Below are 15,175 nucleotides of genomic sequence, written 5' to 3' on the forward strand. Positions count from 1 at the left end.
CCGATGTTGATCTACTGGTTGCTGCTCGCTTTTCCCGCCGCCGCCGCGGTGATCGCGTTACGCTCGGAAGACACCGACACACGCCCTTATCTCCTGGCGCTTGCCGGCTTCTGGCTGGTCTACAATCTCCTCTCCGGCCTGCGGTTCGAGATTGGCGGCGATTGGTCGAACTATAGCGACATGATCGAGGCGATCCGTCACGAGCCGCTCGAATTCGCGCTCGGTTACGGTGACTTCGCCTTCAACCTCATGGCCTGGGTGTCGACACGGATCGGTCTTGATCTCTACGGCATAAACGCGCTCTGCTCGATGATCCTGTCGGCAGGGGTCATCACGATCGCCAGGCGCACGCCCGCGCCGTGGCTCGCGCTGACGGCAGCGGTCCCCTACCTGCTGATCGTGGTCGGCATGGGCTATATCCGCCAGGCCGCCGCAATTGGTTTCATGCTGATGGCGATCGCCGCCTTCTGTGATCGGCGGACGCTGATCGGGATGGCGTGTCTGGTGCTTGGCACGCTGTTCCATGTCGCCACATTGCTGATCCTGCCGCTGATCGGGCTCGCTTTGATCCGACGCAACACCGCCGCGACCGTGCTCGTCGCGCTCGTGGGCGCGGTGATTACCAATTATGCGCTGGCGGAAGGCCGGGTCGAGGCGTTCCAGGCCGGATATCTCGATACCGGCTATAGCTCGTCCGGAACGCTGGTACGCATCCTCATCAACCTTGTGCCTGCCTTGATCTATCTGCTCAGACGGAAGGCGCTCAATCTCGACCCGATCGAGGACATGATCTGGTCGCTCGTCGCCGTCGCCTGCATCCTGTGCGTCCCGGCTTTCCTGCTCAGCCCGTCCTCCACCGCCGTGGACCGGGTCGGCCTATTCTTCTCGCCCATCCAGGTGTTCGTGTTTGGCTATCTGCTGCGTGCGTTGCAGGACCGCGGCCCTGTTGCGGTACTCGTGGCGCTGGGCGTGATCGCCTATTGCGCCGCCATCCAGTTCGTATGGCTCGGCTGGGCCGACAATTCGGAATATTGGGTTCCCTATCGCAGCATTCTTGATCGCACAGCGATCCGATGAACCTACGCCCGGTCGTCTTGCTGTCCGCGAACGAGCCCTGGAACCTGATCAACTTCCGCAAGCCCGTCATCCGCGCCTTGCAGCAACGCGGCGTCGCCATCGCAGCGGCGGCAGCGCTGCAGAGCGCGCGCGACCATCAGGCGGTCGCCCAGCTCGAGCAGTTAGGCTGTAGCTTTCACCCCATCCCGATCGCGCCGATGGGCACCCGCCTGCGCGACGACGTCGCTACCCTTATTGCCTATGTCCGGCTCATGCGCCGGATCCGGCCGTCGGCCTATCTCGGCTGGACGATCAAGCCCAACATCTATGGCGCGCTTGCCGCGCGCTTCTGCGACGTGCCCGCGATCCTCAACATCTCCGGGCTCGGCACAGCATTTCTTGAAACATCGACGGTCGCACGCGTCGCGCAGGGCCTGTACCGGGTCAGCCTACGCAAGGCCCATGCCGTGCTGTTCCAGAACGAGGCGGATCGCGCCGAATTCGTCACCCGCAAGCTGGTGCGGTCGGCGCAGGCCTGCCTCGTCAATGGCTCGGGCATCGACCTCGAGCATTTTCGGCCTCGGCCGCCGGAGCGCGGGGCAGGCACAAGCTTCCTTATGATCGCCCGCCTGATCGGCGACAAGGGCGTGCGCGAATATGTCGCGGCGGCACGGGCTCTGAAGGCGGAAGACCCATCCCTGTGCTTCCGGCTGCTCGGCTTCCTCGACGTGGAGAACCGCTCCGCAATCTCGCGCAGGGAGCTCACCAGTTGGATCGACGAGGGCGTCATCGACTTCCATCCGGCGGTTGAGGACGTCCGCCCCCATATCGCCGCTGCCGCCTATGTCGTCCTGCCAAGCTATCGGGAAGGCACATCCCGCGTGTTGCTGGAAGCGGCCGCGATGGCGCGGCCGATTGTCACCTGCGACGTGCCGGGCTGCCGGGACGTGGTCGAGGACGGAGTAAACGGCTTCCTGTGCCAGCCACGCGACCCGCTCAGCCTCACCGCGGCGATGCGCCGGGCCTGCCACGCGAGCGAGGACGATCGCGTCCACATGGGCGAGGCGGGCCGTGCCATCGCCGTTGCCCGTTATTCCGAGGAGGCCGTCGCGCAGGCCTATGCGGAACTGTTGGCGTCCGCGACGACGCCAGGCGCAGCGACGCGATAGACGAGCAGGCCCAAGCATAAGGCCGCGACCGAGCCGATCGCAGCCGTCCGCAGCGGATAGTCCGCCAGTTCATGCGCGGCGATCAGCGTGAGCGCCACCGCCGCCGCGAGAGTCTCGGCGGGAAGGTGGGCGCGATCGCGTAGCATCGATTTCACGCGCAGCGCGATCCAGGCCGCAAAGGCCGCCAGCACAAGGGGTGCCGCGATGCCGGCCTCCAGGAGGAATTCCGCATAATCATTGTGCGCATGGTTGATGAAGAAGCGCGTGACCGCGCCGGGATCCTCGTGGCCCGCATAGAGCGCGCGGAAGGTGCCGAACCCGCTGCCCGCCGGAAACGTCTCGCCGACGAGCCGCCACGTCCGTTCCAGGTAGAGCAGCCGGTCGGCGGGATCGGTCAATCCGCCGAGGATCCGAAACCCGCCCGTACGCCAGGCGATGCCGACCGCAGCGACGCCGACCAACGCAGCACCGGCCGCGATCACGACCCGCACCGCAGGCGGCACGCGCCTCAGCCAGGACCGGACATAGGGCTGTCGCGCTGCCCAGAATGCGAGCGCAGGCGCCGCCAGCAACAATCCGGCGAGCGAGCGGTTGAGCAAGAGGCCGAGCCCGAAGAGCAGGACACCGCCCGCCCGAAGCGCCAATATCTCTCGGCCGACACGCCGCCGCGCGGGCAGGTAGGGCGCGTCTGCGCTCAGCACGAGGGCGACGAGGAGCAGCGTCGCGAGATGGTTGCCGTTGGCGAAGAAGCCGACCGACGTATTGAAGTTCGTGATCTGGTAGAAATAAAGCCCGCTGCCGGCGCCTTGGATGAGTTGCACGACGCCGATCAGAACCGAGATGAGCGCCACGGCCAAGATCACGTGCATCGCCGCGCGGCGCCCGTCGCGGCCCGCGACCAGGGTCAGCAGCAAGGTCGCCAGCGGCGGCAGGAGGCCGGCCGCGACGCCCAGCGTCCGTCCCGGCTGGAGCGAGAGCGGACGCGAGCCGTCGAGACCGAACAGCAGATCGAGCCGCGCCACGCTCGCCCGTCCTGGCAGGCGCTCCCACAGAGCATGCGGCAGCGGCAGAAGCTGCACCAGGGGAAGCAGGCAGAAAGCGACCGCGAGTAAGAGGGCTCCTCGCACTCCGGCTGGCGGGGCGTGCCACAATGCGGGAGTGAGGACCAAGCCTATGATGATGGCCGCTGCCGCGAGCTGAAGCGCCAGATTGGCGGCAGCGCCTGCCGCAGAGGCGCCACCCAGCAGAAGGGCGGCGCCCACATAGAGGGGCAGCACCCAATTGACCGAGCGCTGCATCATGGCCAGCGCGTCCTGATCGTCAGCCGCCTGAAGCGCGCCTGTGCGGTGTCGTCCGGCAACGCGGCGGCACCGGACACGACCAGTCTCTGGACGGTACAGGCCGGCTCAAGCGTGAATGCCACCCGTACGCGTCCAGCGCGATCCAGAGCGGGGCTTTCTGCGACCGCGTCATCGCCGTCGGCGCAGCTCAGACGCCACTCGAACGTTCCCCCGCTGACGCGTTGCGCCTCGATCTCGAGCAGGTAGCGACCAGCGGGCAGGAGCAGGACCTGCTGGGCCGCTGCCACCGGCAGCGTGCCGGTTATGGCGACCGCGAGGCCGCTACCGCCCTCGCCGATCGTGGCGGTGGCATTCGAATCGCGCAGCGCGGTCCAACCGAAGGGCTCGGGCGCGGCGCGCACGGTGAAGTCGTCGACGAGGTGATCCGGCGCCTGTGTCCTTCCGGTCCACAGGCGATACGCCAAACGATAATTTCCGCGCGCGGCGATCGCAGTAATGGCAGCGAAACGATCGCGTTGCGTGACCGGCAGCGAAAGCAGGCCGGCGGTGAGTTGCTCCTGGCCGGGCATCGCGCTCGCGCGCGCCAGCAATCTGGCGGCAATCTCCGGCTGGCGACGGCTTGCCTCGACCAGGGCTTCGCGCCCATGCGGTTCAAGCGCGACGCGAAGGAGTGCAGGCATGACGGGCCCCTCAAGGTCGTCGCGCAATCGCAGCAAGGCAAAGGTCTGGGCGAGCGCTCCGGCCCCGTCGCCGCTCCGGATCAACGTCTCGATCAAACCGACCCGGCCAGCAGTGGCGCGCGGATCCATCGCGCGCGCGCGCATGAAGTTGGATCGCGCGGACGCAAGGTCGCCGCGCAGCAGCGCGGCTTGGCCGCGCAGCAGGAAGGGCGCATCGTTTAACGGATCGAGCGTGCGGGCCGCCCGCGCGGCGAGCAGCAGTCGGGCGGGGTCTGCCCGCACCGCAAGCGCGTTGCGCAGGACCAAGCGCGCATCCGCGGGCGGTGGTATCGAGGCCTGTCCGCTAGCGCCGATCGCAAGAGCCAGCGCGAAGCTGCGGATTGCGGCGTAGGCGGCGATGCACGCGAACAGTAGCGCCGCGCCACGCAGGACCGTCGCGCTGCGTGGCAAAAGCGTCAATCGCCCGCCCGCGCGCCGATGAAGATGAGCCGCTTCTCGTCGTCCGGCTTGGTGGTCTTGCCGGCGCCGCCATAGCCCGTGTCGTAATGACCCGTGCCATAGGCGTAGCCATATTGGTCGTTCTTGCGATGAAATTTTGTAATCACGCCGCCGATGATGTTGGCGCCCGCCGCACGTAGCTTGCGGACGGACGATTGGGCGAACGGCGTGCGATTGCGCGAGGATTCGAACACCAGCATTGTCGCTTCAGCGAATGACGCCAGCACCGGCGCATCGACATAACCAAGGATGGGCGGCGCGTCGAAGATGACGATGTCATATTGGGCGCTGAGCTCTGCGACGAGCGGCTGAAGCCGCGATCCGGCCAGAAGCTCGGGCGGATTGGGTGGCGTCCTGCCGGCGAAGATATAATCGATCCCATTCTCCCCATGGGTGATCGCGTCGGCGAGCGTGGCGTTGCCGGACAGGATATCCGCCAGGCCCGACCGCTTGGCCCCGCGACGCTCATCGATAAAGCTCGGCCGGCGCATGTCGGCGTCGACCAGCAGAACCGAGCGGCCCATTGCGGAGAGGCTGCGGGCGAGCCCGTAGGACGAGGAGGATTTGCCCTCTCCTTCCGCGGTGCTCGTGAGCACGAGCGTGCGCGGGACGCCATGATCGGTCGCGAAGCGCAAGGTGTTGGCGATCGCATAATAGGCTTCCGTAACCGGGGAGCGGGGATCGTTGAGCGCAGCCGAAAGGCTGCCATGTCCCTCCTCGACCGGAACCGCTCCGAGCGGTTCGAGCCCAAGCCGATCCTCAAGGTCGTGCGGCGCGGTGACGACGTCGCGCAGCATGTCATAGCCATATGCCACAACCGCTCCGAGGAAGAGGCCGATGATCCCGCCAAGTGCGAGGTTGAACCACAGGACCGGCTTGATCGGGCTGCCCGGCACCGTTGCCGGATCAACAATCGTGACCTGCGTTGACCCCACGCCGCTCTCGACGCCGACCTCGCGATAGCGTTGCAGCAGCGCATTGTAGAGTGCGCGCGTCGTATCGACCTCGCGCGCCAGGATCATGTACTGGACGCTGCGCGAACGCTCGTCGAGCACCGCGTTGCGCAGATTGTTGAGCCGCGCGTTCAGCGCACGCTCCTCGCCGCGCGCGGCGCGGAAGTCCGACAGAAGCGACGTGAGGCCGGATCCGCCTGCGCGGCCGACCGCCTGCTCCAAGGCGCCGATGCGACCCTCCACCGCCTTCACGTCCGGATGGTCGTCGCGATAGAGGACCCTGAGGTCGGCGAGCCGCGCACGCTGCTGCGCAAGTTCTGTCTCGAGCCCGGCGGTGCTCGCCGCGCCGCGCAACGCGCCGGGCGTTTCCCGCGCGGCGTCGAGCTTCTGCTCCGCCTCGATCCGGCGTTGGGTCGCCTGGCTCAGCGCCGTCGCGACATCGGCCAGTTGCGCGTTATTGATCGATTCCGCCTCGGACACTTGGCCGTCGCTGGCCCGCGGCCGGATCGTCACGCGGCCCTGCGCGCGTTCATAGCCGACGAGGGCACGTTCCGAGCGCTCGAGCGACTGCCGCACTTCGGCGAGCCGCCGGCTGAGGAAGTCGCGCGTGAACGCGCTCTGATTGATGCCTTGCTCGAGGTTGTTCTGGATGAAGTTGCGCGCGATCGCATTGGCAATCTGCGCGGCCCGCTGCGGATCACGATGGCTGTAATAGAGATCTACCAGCCGCGTCTGGCGTTGCTGGACGGCCTCTATGCCGCCGAGCACAGCCCCACGCGCGGCGTTGAAGCGTGCCTCGGGCGAAAGCGTCTGCTTAACGAAAGCCGGATCATTGGCGAGATTTTCCGAGCGGACGACGCGTTCCGCGAGGGAGCGCGCACGCAGGAGGCCGACCGGCGTGAAATCATACATGATATCGCCGGGCGAGCGCCCTGCCGCCTGCCGCCCGCTGCCAAGCGTGATGACCGTGGCGGGCTGGGCTTCGAACTGCAGCCGCACATTGGCGCGATAGGTCGGCGGCGTCAGCCAGGTTACGGCAAGACCTGCAAGCAATCCGAGCAGCAGCGCCGCCAGCACCAGCCGGCGATGCCGGCTCAGCGCGCCGACGAGTTGGACGACGACGACCGACTCGCGTGCGGAGGGACGTGCGCTGCCGGCGATCGGCACGGCGCCATAGGCATTCATTGCCGGCCCACCCTTCTCTCTATGTGATGCTGTGACCATCAAAACGGCCTGAACAGGCCGAGCAGAGGAACTGCCAGAAGGAAGTCGCGCATGTCGCGACGCAGCTCGGAACCATCCACCACCAACGTGTCGCCTGGGTAGACGACCGGATTTTCCATCAATCCTTCCCGTACGCGACGCAGGTCGAACGCCGCCGCCTGGCGTCGACCGTTGATCTGCCGGAAGATGACGACCCGACCCGCATTCGCGAGATCGTCGAGTCCGCCGGCGCGCGCGATCATCTGGAGCAGGTTGCTGGTGCCGGTCACGTTGAGAACGCCCGGTGTACGCACCGAACCCTCGACGGTGACCGCTTGCGGCGTCATCTGGACGATCTGGACCGAGACGTTCGGATCGCGCAGCGGGCCGCGATTATACCGGTCCCGCAGCAGCGCGGCGAGCTCGGCCGAGGTCATTCCGGCCACCTTCACCTGTCCGACGAGCGGGAAGTCTACTGTGCCAGAGGGTTCGACCACATATTCGCGCGAAAGGTCAGGCACGCGATAGATCGTGACCGAGAATCGATCCTGCGCAACCAGCCGATATGGCTCGGTCGCAGCCTCTTTAGCGCCATCAGGGGCCGCGAAGCTTTCAGGATTTACGGGAATTTGCTTGTTGCGAATGCCGACGCAGCCGGCGAGCAGCATGAGCGACGCGACTGCAGCTATGACCTGGGCGGCTTGCTTTGCTGCAAGCACGCCCTTCACCGGGACCCCCAACACCGCCTCCCCAAACCGCGTTATCAAACGGTCTAGGTGGCACGGCGGTTCACATCAACCTGAATTCACTCGGGCCGTACCGCCCAGCGGACCAGTCAGGGGCTGACCGGAGTGACGTTGCTGTCATTGTTGTCGCCGCTGACCGCGATCGCAACCGCACCGATCGCGACGCCAGCCCCGAGGAAGGGGAGGATCGCCGTCAAAGTGCGCGCCGAGAATAACCCGCCGGCGACCGTCTCGTCTGCCTGTGCGAGGACTGGAACAGGCGAGAGCACCAGACCGAGCGCACCCGCTGCGATGGCAAGTCGTGTAAAGCGCATCTTCCGCCTCTCCCTGATCGGACATCCCACCATAGCTGCGAGCGCATAAAAGTCCACTAGGTTCCCCTCGCGGGGCATGATCGATTGGATGGCCGCGATCGCCATGGTAGGTAGTCCCGAAAACGGGGCGGGGACGAGTGGGTGGCGAGCAGTGTCGAAGATCGCCGGCGGGGGCCGTCGGCTGGCTCGGATCGCACGCAGCAGAAGTCGTCGGTCGCACGTCGCCGCTTTGGCGGCCGGGTCCGCACCCCATGGGAGCTGACGCGTATCCAGCTCGGCGGGGCGCTCCTCCTCAGCGCCGCCTCAAGCTGGTTCATCTGCCAATGGCTTTCGCTCATCCCGGCGACGGATACCGGCGTCCAGCACTCGCTCGTCGCCAGCCTTGCGGCGCTCGGACTGGGCTATGCCGCCTTCCGGAAGACATCGGCCTATCCCGGCGTCAGCGCCTCCTTTCATATCTTGCCCGCTTTGTCGGCGACCTACGGCGCAACGTTCGCCGCGCTCCTGTTCCTGCGCCTCGATTATAGCCGCGCCATCCTGCTCGCGAGCTTCGTGGCGACGACCTGCTGGTTCTATTTCATCTACTTCAAGCTGCAGCGGCTGAGGAGGCTCTCCATCGGCCTCGTGCCGGTCGGCAATATGGCATCGCTCGCGGCGATCAAGGATGTCGACTGGATCACGCTGGATCTGAGCGATGACGACGTCCCACGGCTGGATGCGGTCGTCGCAGATCTTCGCGCCGATCTTGGCGATCGCTGGGAACGCTTCCTGGCCGATCGGGCGGTCGGCGGCACGATCGTGCTCGATCGCAAGCAAATCGAGGAATCGCTCACCGGACGCGTGGCGATCGATCATCTCTCGGAGAACAATCTGGGCTCGCTTGGGCCGGGTGATATGTACGGGCGCGGAAAGCGGCTGATCGACCTGATCGCGGCGATCCTCGCACTGGCCTTGCTTATGCCACTCCTTTTGCTCGTCGCCGCGCTTATCAAGCTGGATTCCCCTGGCCCAGCCTTGTTCGCCCAGAAGCGCATGGGCTATCGCGGGCGAGAATTCACAATGTACAAATTCCGCAGCATGCGGGACGGGGACGTGCCACCCGGAGAAGCGCGTTCGGCGGCGGTTACGCGCGACCGGGACGATCGCATCACGCGGATCGGTCGCTGGATCCGTCGCTACCGGATCGACGAGCTGCCGCAGATCCTCAACATCGTTAAGGGCGAAATGAGCTGGATAGGACCGCGCCCCGAAGCGGTTGCCTTGTCAGACTGGTACGAGAGCGAACTTTCTTTCTATCGCTACCGCCACATCGTTCGCCCAGGGCTCACAGGGTGGGCCCAGGTCAAGCAAGGTCATGTCGCAGATGTCGACGAAGTTCGTTCCAAGCTTCAATATGATTTCTACTATATCAAAAACTTCTCGGTCTGGCTGGACGTGCTGATCATCTTCGGCACGATCCGGGCGGTCGTGACCGGCGCCGGCGCGCGCTAGTCCGGCAGCTCCGCGACGATGAGGGCGCGCTCCTGCAGCTGGCCGAGCAGAGCCAGGACGTCGCGCTCGATGACGTCCTCGGGCGCGTCGTAGCGACCCGCAAGATAGGCGACCAGATCGCGCACGCTCGTCCGATGCTCGAGCCGCTCCCAAATCTCGGTGCCGATCTGATCCAGCCCGAAATAGAGGCCAGCCTCGAGGTCCACCATGACGACCTCGCCATGAATCGCGCTCGCCACCACCTCGGGTGCGCGGTGGACGACGGAGCTGGAATCGAGCGGAGGATAAGTGGCCATAAAATCCTGTGCTTCCAGACCCCGCCTAGCATGTCGGCGCGCTGTTGCGTCAAGTAGCGCCTGCACCGGCGGCTGGTACGCGCCCGCTGGCGCGCGACAGGTCCGGTGATACAGATGGCCGGAACGCGAGAGGTGGGCAATCGGATGAGCAACTGGCACCGCGGCTATGTCGCCGACATCGTCTACATGTCCGGCTTTTACGCCAATCACGCGCCCGCTTACCTCGACTTCGTGTGCGCTCTGGCCGGTCTCGAACCGCAGGCGCCGCAGGACTATTTCACCTGGTGTGAACTGGGCTGCGGAACAGGCTTCACCGCCAACCTGCTCGCTGCAGCGCATCCGCGCGCGCACTTCCACGCCATCGACATGGCCGAGGACCATATACGACTCGCACGAAGCGCCGCGGACGCCGCGTCGCTCGACAACATCCTGTTCCATCACGCGGATTTCGGCGCACTGGAGGCAGAGCTACCGACCTTCGATTATATCGTGGCGCACGGCGTTTACACATGGGTGGAACCCGAGGTTCAGCGATCTTTGGTCGCCTTCCTTGATCGGTATCTGAAGCCCGGCGGCGTCGCTCTGATCAGCTATAACAGCCTGCCCGGCTGGATCGATGCCTTGCCATTGCAGCGCCTGCTTTTGGCGCATGCCCGGTCGGGGGAGGGAGACAGCATCCGCCGCCTGAACAGCGCGATGGCCTTTGCGAAGGACCTGAAGGCGGCTGGCGCGCCAATGCTTCAGGATCTCGATCTCGAAGGCATAGCCACGCCGCCACCCGGGCGTGACCCACGCGATCACGAGGCCTATCTCGCCCACGAATTCCTCAACACGCACTGGAATCCGCTGCTGCATAGCGACGTTGTGCAGGACCTTGCGCCGATCGGGTTGCACTTCGTGGGTCCGGCGACGATCGCCGGCTTGCAGGACGCGCCGCTCAGTGTCGAGCAGAGCGCCTCCGCAGACGCGATTGCAGACCCGGCCTTGCGCGAGACCTATCGTGATTATTGCGCAGGGACCGGCTTTCGCAGCGACGTGTTCGTCCGCGCGGCCGCGCCGTTGGCTCCCCACAATGTAGAGCAATATGTGGGCCGGATCCTGCTGGCGGCGACAGGGGGCCTAAAAATCGCGGATGGCTCGCTGCGCGCGGCAGGTTCGCTGCTGCTGGAGACCGAGTTCCACAGAGCGATCGCCGAGGCGCTCGAGGCGGGCGTCCACAGCGTTGCAGAGTTGCTCGGTCTTGCACCGGCAGGCGGGATGGCGGCCGCTCCGACCGCCGCCGCACTTGCCCGCATGCTGGTCGCGAGCGAGCAGATCATCCCGGTGCGCCGTCGCGAGCCGGGCGAAGCGACCGCGCCTTGCGAGCGCTTCAACCAGACGCAGATCGCGCGAACCGCGGAAGGGCTCAAGGGCAGGCTCGCGCTCGCCACACCATTGGGGAATGGCCTCGTGCTGGCAGAGGCGGACGCCGCCCTGCTTCGCGCGCTTCCCCCTGGGCCTCCGTTTGATCCGGTCTCGATCCTGGAGAAGGTCCTGGAGCAGGTCCACGGCGCTGACCAAATCTCCGACGTGCAGGGCACGGCAGGTCTCGACGCCGCCCGCCGCGCAACGGCGCAGAGCGCGGCATCGGGCCTGTCCTCGATGCCGCGCATGTTGAAGCGCATGGGGCTGTGGCCGCGCCCGCTGCCGGCCCTGGACGAACGCGAACTCGATCGGGCTCCCGCGATCGTGGCGCCATTTGCGCCTCACTTGCCCCGCTTCGACAGCGACCTCTTCATTCCGCAATACCAGCCGATGCGACGTGGCGACTGGGAGTTGCGCATCGCCGACTTCGTCGTCTCCCCTGGTTATTGGAGCCCGCCGCGCCTTGTCACGAACATGGCGGCGCTGGTGCGGGACCAGAAGACGTGGATGTCGATCACGCCCATGGAATTGGAAAGCCAGGAGATCGGTATCCGGCTCGCCCGCGGTCATGTCGCCATCTTCGGTATGGGGCTTGGCTGGGCGGCGGCGGCGACGGCGGCACAAAGCGCCGTGGAGCGGGTGACGGTTGTCGAGAAAGACCCGGTGGTGCTCTCGATGATCGAGGAGCTCGATATCTTTGCACAGCTTCCGGAGAACATGCGCGCCAAGGTGCATGTCGAGCAAGGCGATGCCTATGAATGGCAGCCACAGTGCGAAGTCGATCTCCTCATGCCGGATATCTGGTTGCCCTTGATCAGCGAAGATCGGGTCGAGGAGGTCCGGCATATGCAACAGCGCGTCCGCGCGACATCGATCTACTTCTGGGGTCAGGAAATGGAGATTGCGCGCCATGCTGTCTTCGCGGGCCGTTGCCTTGACGAGACCGGTATAAGGGAAACTATCGCCGACTGGGCCCTCCCCATCATCGGGCCTGATGCGCCGGATTATGCATCCAAAGTGGACGCATCCGCGCGCCGCTGGATGTATGGCCGCTGGTTGCCCGGAACAACGCCGCCTTTCTGAAGACCTGTTCCTCCTATGCGATCGTAGCGCGCATCATCGATGTCCGGTGCGCCCCGTTGCAGGAATGACTTATTCATGATTTACATGAGCCGATAACTGATCTTGCCGCGCCTTCGACAAGGCCGGGCCGCTGCAATGGAGAGCGATGTGGAACCGTTTCTCGGCGAGATACGAATTTTCCCGTGGAGTTGGGCGCCGGACGGCTGGGCATTCTGCGACGGGTCGTTATTGCCGGTGAGGCAATATGCAGCTTTGGCCTCGCTACTTGGCAACACCTATGGCGGTGACGGGCGGAATAATTTCGCCTTGCCCGACCTTCGCGGTAGGACCCCGATTAACGAGGGCATCTCCAGCGACGCCAAAACATATCCGCTGGGGAATTCCGGTGGTCTCGAAAACGTCGTCCTTTCGACATCGCAGATGCCGCCCCACAATCATGAGCTGAACGCGCTTGGCGGCACACCGGGCAATTTCTCCGCGGCGAAAAGCGCCCTTCCGGCGACGGTGGGCCAACCCGCGAAGCCGGTGGGAAGCCCGGTCAATATCTATTCCGCGGCAGGAAGCGGCACTGCGGTCGCGGTCGCCGCCGACACCATTTCGACGACGGGTGGCGGCGCCGGCCACAATAACATGCAGCCTTTCCTGGTGGTGAATTTCTGCATTGCCACCAGTGGCATCTACCCGCCCCGCAGCTGATCCGGAGGGCCGCGACTGTGTCAGAATGTTTTCTCGGGGAAATCCGCATTTTCGGCGGAAATTATGCGCCTGAGGGCTGGGCGCTTTGCAACGGCGCCCCGTTGAGCGTCTCCCAAAATCAAGCGCTTTATTCGCTTATTGGCACGACCTATGGCGGCGCCGCGCCGGCCAATTTCCAGCTGCCCGATTTGCAGGGACGCCTGCCTGTCGGCCAGGGAACCAACACTACCACCACACCGCCTTTGACCGCGCGCACCATCGGCCAAAAGGGCGGCGAGGAGACGCATGTCCTGGTGGAGGCGGAGATGCCGAGCCACTCCCATCCGCTGTACGCGGTTCAGAGCAACGCCACGAGCCAGATCGCCGGGCCGACCATGCTCTACGGTCAGGTGCAGGCCACTTCTACCAATTATGGCCTCTATACCGAGGCACCGGTCGCGAGCGTGACGCCGACGCAGCTCGACGCAACCGCAGTGACCTTCACCGGCAGCAATGCGGCGCACCCGAACGTGATGCTGTCGACCGCCGTCAATTTCATCATCGCCTTGCTCGGGACCTATCCGGTCCGGCCGAATTGAGGACTTCGCAATGGCTGATCCCTTCTACGGCGAAATTCGCATCTTCACCTATACGTTCACGCCCCAGGACTGGGTTCAGTGCAACGGCCAGCAGCTCTCGATCCAGCAGTATCAGGTCCTGTACGCTGTCATCGGCAACCAGTTTGGCGGCGACTTGGTCAACTATTTCAACGTTCCAAACCTGCAGGGCAGCGCCATTTACGGCGCCGGCAATGGCGCGGGTCTCACGCCACGAGTCTTCGGAAAGTCGACGGGGACCTCCTCGGTCACTTTGGATGATGCGGCACAACTGCCGCGCCATCAGCATAATGTGACCTATTACGGCCCCGCCAATGCGGATTTGACCAATGCACCAACGCCTACGGCGCATCTCGCCAGGACCATCGGCCAAAACGATTTTACGAATACGGATGTCAGCGACACGACGCTCGCCTATCAGATGATTGGCGCGGCGGGCGGCAACGCGTCGGGCATCTCGTTGCCCCATGAGAACCGGCAGCCTTATCTTGCGCTGAATTTTTGCATGTGCGCGTACGGTGAGTTTCCGTTGCGACCTTGACTCAGCCACCCACGCCGCAGACCGCTTTTCTGTCTTCCTGTCTTCCTCTGTCCCTTGCCGGCCGGGGCGTGCAGCTTCGGCCGCAGGTGGAGAGCGATGTCGGCTTCCTGCGCGACCTCTACATCTCGATCCGGTGGGATGAATTGCAGGCCGTCCCATGGCCGGAGGAGAACAAGCGCGCTTTTCTCGTCGATCAATTTTCGCGCCAATATCAGCATTATGCCGAACATTATGCCCATGCGGACTTTCTGATCATCGAGCAGGATGGCGAACCTATTGGCCGGCTGTGCGTCGACCGTGCGCACCCTTCCGACATGCGCATCGTCGACATCGCGCTACTTCCGCAGGGGCGCGGCCACGGGATCGGCACTGAATTGATCAGGGCGCTGCTGGCGGAAGCACGCGCGACCTCCAAGGTCACCAGCATCCACGTAGAGGATCAGAACCCCGCCAAGCGGCTATACAGCCGCCTCGGCTTCGAGCCGGTGCGCCAGAATGGCCCCTATTGGCTGATGGAAGCGCGAGAGGCCGCCAAGGTCAGTTGAACAAGGCCTGGTATCGGATCGTGCCGTCGGCATTCTGGGCGATCGGCACGAAGAAAATCCGCATGGCTCCCAGCACGTCATGTTTCAGCGGGAGGATCTGCTGATTGAACTGAATCTGGGTGCTGCTGCCGTTGAAGAACAGGGAGAAGGACGGGCGCGTCGTAAAAGGATGGTCGCGCGCCGCAAGCGGTTCGACCTCGACGAGCGTAAAGCTTTCCTTCTGCTCCGGATGATCGAGCTCGAACGCAGATCCGACGTGCGGCTGGAAGGTTTCCGAAGAGACCGAGGCGAGATCGAGCATGACAACCCCAAATGGAAGGACCTGGCCCGCATTTCGCATAGGCGCGTGCAATCGTGCAACCGCGGCATCGGAAGGGTTGCCTGAATTCAATCGCGATGCGAGCGTCGTCTGCCATGTTCGTACGCCCGAAAAGATATCGTCAGTGACCACGAGAGATGCGCCTTGAGCTACCTTCTCTGCGGACTTCATGCCGTGTCCGATTTTCCATTGCCGGGCGTCGCGCGGTGGACCGGTCCGGATGGAGCACCCGACGTGCAAATACGCCTGGGCAGGCTGCGAGAGGGGGCATCACAAAGCAGCGA

Annotated in this window: 15 protein-coding genes; 8 read left to right on the forward strand and 7 right to left on the reverse strand. The window is 64.8% G+C overall.

Annotation, left to right across the window (positions count from 1 at the left end; translation table 11 throughout):
- Nucleotides 1-3: 3 nt before the first annotated feature.
- Both ACOJSI_RS09150 and ACOJSI_RS09155 read left to right on the forward strand, forming a co-directional pair.
- Nucleotides 4-1,077, forward strand: coding sequence for an EpsG family protein (locus ACOJSI_RS09150; RefSeq protein WP_420137963.1), 1,074 nt, complete (start codon nucleotides 4-6; stop codon nucleotides 1,075-1,077).
- Entirely contained in the window at nucleotides 1,074-2,225 is a 1,152-nt protein-coding gene (locus ACOJSI_RS09155; protein ID WP_420137964.1) for a glycosyltransferase family 4 protein, read from the forward strand. Before ACOJSI_RS09150 ends, ACOJSI_RS09155 begins: the two co-directional genes overlap by 4 nt.
- Here the strand turns inward: ACOJSI_RS09155 and ACOJSI_RS09160 are convergent.
- The 5 genes from ACOJSI_RS09160 to ACOJSI_RS09180 all read right to left on the reverse strand — a co-directional run bounded on the left by ACOJSI_RS09160 (nucleotide 2,174) and on the right by ACOJSI_RS09180 (nucleotide 7,920).
- On the reverse strand, nucleotides 2,174-3,526 hold the full coding sequence (locus ACOJSI_RS09160) for an O-antigen ligase family protein (protein ID WP_420137965.1): 1,353 nt from the start codon (nucleotides 3,524-3,526) through the stop codon (nucleotides 2,174-2,176). The two genes, ACOJSI_RS09155 and ACOJSI_RS09160, sit on opposite strands and share 52 nt — an antisense overlap.
- Complete coding sequence (locus ACOJSI_RS09165; protein WP_420137966.1) at nucleotides 3,523-4,665, reverse strand: hypothetical protein; 1,143 nt, start codon at nucleotides 4,663-4,665, stop codon at nucleotides 3,523-3,525. The genes ACOJSI_RS09160 and ACOJSI_RS09165 overlap by 4 nt, the downstream gene beginning before the upstream one ends.
- On the reverse strand, nucleotides 4,662-6,842 hold the full coding sequence (locus ACOJSI_RS09170; protein WP_420137967.1) for a GumC family protein: 2,181 nt from the start codon (nucleotides 6,840-6,842) through the stop codon (nucleotides 4,662-4,664). The genes ACOJSI_RS09165 and ACOJSI_RS09170 overlap by 4 nt, the downstream gene beginning before the upstream one ends.
- 38 nt (nucleotides 6,843-6,880) lie before the next feature.
- A complete protein-coding gene (locus ACOJSI_RS09175; RefSeq protein WP_420137968.1) occupies nucleotides 6,881-7,600 on the reverse strand; it encodes a polysaccharide biosynthesis/export family protein in 720 nt (239 codons plus the stop codon).
- A 95-nt stretch (nucleotides 7,601-7,695) separates the two neighbouring features.
- Nucleotides 7,696-7,920 (reverse strand): hypothetical protein, encoded by a 225-nt coding sequence (locus tag ACOJSI_RS09180; RefSeq protein WP_420137969.1) that lies wholly within the window; start codon nucleotides 7,918-7,920, stop codon nucleotides 7,696-7,698.
- A gap of 141 nt (nucleotides 7,921-8,061) precedes the next feature.
- Between ACOJSI_RS09180 and ACOJSI_RS09185 the strand changes: the two genes are divergently transcribed.
- A complete protein-coding gene (locus ACOJSI_RS09185) occupies nucleotides 8,062-9,411 on the forward strand; it encodes a sugar transferase (RefSeq protein ID WP_420137970.1) in 1,350 nt (449 codons plus the stop codon).
- Here ACOJSI_RS09185 and ACOJSI_RS09190 read toward each other — a convergent pair.
- On the reverse strand, nucleotides 9,408-9,707 hold the full coding sequence (locus tag ACOJSI_RS09190; RefSeq protein ID WP_420137971.1) for a PqqD family protein: 300 nt from the start codon (nucleotides 9,705-9,707) through the stop codon (nucleotides 9,408-9,410). The two genes, ACOJSI_RS09185 and ACOJSI_RS09190, sit on opposite strands and share 4 nt — an antisense overlap.
- A gap of 144 nt (nucleotides 9,708-9,851) precedes the next feature.
- Here ACOJSI_RS09190 and ACOJSI_RS09195 point away from each other — a divergent pair, with 144 nt between their 5' ends.
- The 5 genes from ACOJSI_RS09195 to ACOJSI_RS09215 all read left to right on the forward strand — a co-directional run bounded on the left by ACOJSI_RS09195 (nucleotide 9,852) and on the right by ACOJSI_RS09215 (nucleotide 14,572).
- Complete coding sequence (locus ACOJSI_RS09195; protein WP_420137972.1) at nucleotides 9,852-12,194, forward strand: class I SAM-dependent methyltransferase; 2,343 nt, start codon at nucleotides 9,852-9,854, stop codon at nucleotides 12,192-12,194.
- A 147-nt stretch (nucleotides 12,195-12,341) separates the two neighbouring features.
- Nucleotides 12,342-12,890, forward strand: coding sequence for a phage tail protein (locus ACOJSI_RS09200; RefSeq protein WP_420137973.1), 549 nt, complete (start codon nucleotides 12,342-12,344; stop codon nucleotides 12,888-12,890).
- A 17-nt stretch (nucleotides 12,891-12,907) separates the two neighbouring features.
- Entirely contained in the window at nucleotides 12,908-13,468 is a 561-nt protein-coding gene (locus ACOJSI_RS09205) for a phage tail protein (RefSeq protein WP_420137974.1), read from the forward strand.
- 10 nt (nucleotides 13,469-13,478) lie between these two features.
- The gene (locus ACOJSI_RS09210) at nucleotides 13,479-14,027 is read left to right on the forward strand and encodes a phage tail protein (RefSeq protein WP_420137975.1); all 549 of its coding nucleotides are present in this window, start codon (nucleotides 13,479-13,481) and stop codon (nucleotides 14,025-14,027) included.
- A gap of 68 nt (nucleotides 14,028-14,095) precedes the next feature.
- Nucleotides 14,096-14,572, forward strand: coding sequence for a GNAT family N-acetyltransferase (locus ACOJSI_RS09215; RefSeq protein ID WP_420137976.1), 477 nt, complete (start codon nucleotides 14,096-14,098; stop codon nucleotides 14,570-14,572).
- On the opposite strand, the gene ACOJSI_RS09220 is transcribed toward ACOJSI_RS09215, so the two are convergent.
- On the reverse strand, nucleotides 14,565-14,873 hold the full coding sequence (locus ACOJSI_RS09220) for a DUF6916 family protein (RefSeq protein WP_420137977.1): 309 nt from the start codon (nucleotides 14,871-14,873) through the stop codon (nucleotides 14,565-14,567). The genes ACOJSI_RS09215 and ACOJSI_RS09220 overlap by 8 nt on opposite strands.
- Nucleotides 14,874-15,175: the final 302 nt, after the last annotated feature.

It is taken from the genome of Sphingomonas sp. (genome assembly GCF_048595155.1).
Taxonomy (GTDB): domain Bacteria; phylum Pseudomonadota; class Alphaproteobacteria; order Sphingomonadales; family Sphingomonadaceae; genus Sphingomonas_I.

Bases quoted from the DNA above. Each gene is read 5' to 3' on its own strand.
- ACOJSI_RS09150 (WP_420137963.1), top strand. From the start codon at position 4: ATGTTGATCTACTGGTTGCTGCTCGCTTTTCCCGCCGCCGCCGCGGTG.
- ACOJSI_RS09155 (WP_420137964.1), top strand. From the start codon at position 1,074: ATGAACCTACGCCCGGTCGTCTTGCTGTCCGCGAACGAGCCCTGGAAC.
- ACOJSI_RS09160 (WP_420137965.1), bottom strand. From the start codon at position 3,526: ATGATGCAGCGCTCGGTCAATTGGGTGCTGCCCCTCTATGTGGGCGCC.
- ACOJSI_RS09170 (WP_420137967.1), bottom strand. From the start codon at position 6,842: ATGAATGCCTATGGCGCCGTGCCGATCGCCGGCAGCGCACGTCCCTCC.
- ACOJSI_RS09180 (WP_420137969.1), bottom strand. From the start codon at position 7,920: ATGCGCTTTACACGACTTGCCATCGCAGCGGGTGCGCTCGGTCTGGTG.
- ACOJSI_RS09190 (WP_420137971.1), bottom strand. From the start codon at position 9,707: ATGGCCACTTATCCTCCGCTCGATTCCAGCTCCGTCGTCCACCGCGCA.
- ACOJSI_RS09195 (WP_420137972.1), top strand. From the start codon at position 9,852: ATGAGCAACTGGCACCGCGGCTATGTCGCCGACATCGTCTACATGTCC.
- ACOJSI_RS09210 (WP_420137975.1), top strand. From the start codon at position 13,479: ATGGCTGATCCCTTCTACGGCGAAATTCGCATCTTCACCTATACGTTC.
- ACOJSI_RS09220 (WP_420137977.1), bottom strand. From the start codon at position 14,873: ATGCTCGATCTCGCCTCGGTCTCTTCGGAAACCTTCCAGCCGCACGTC.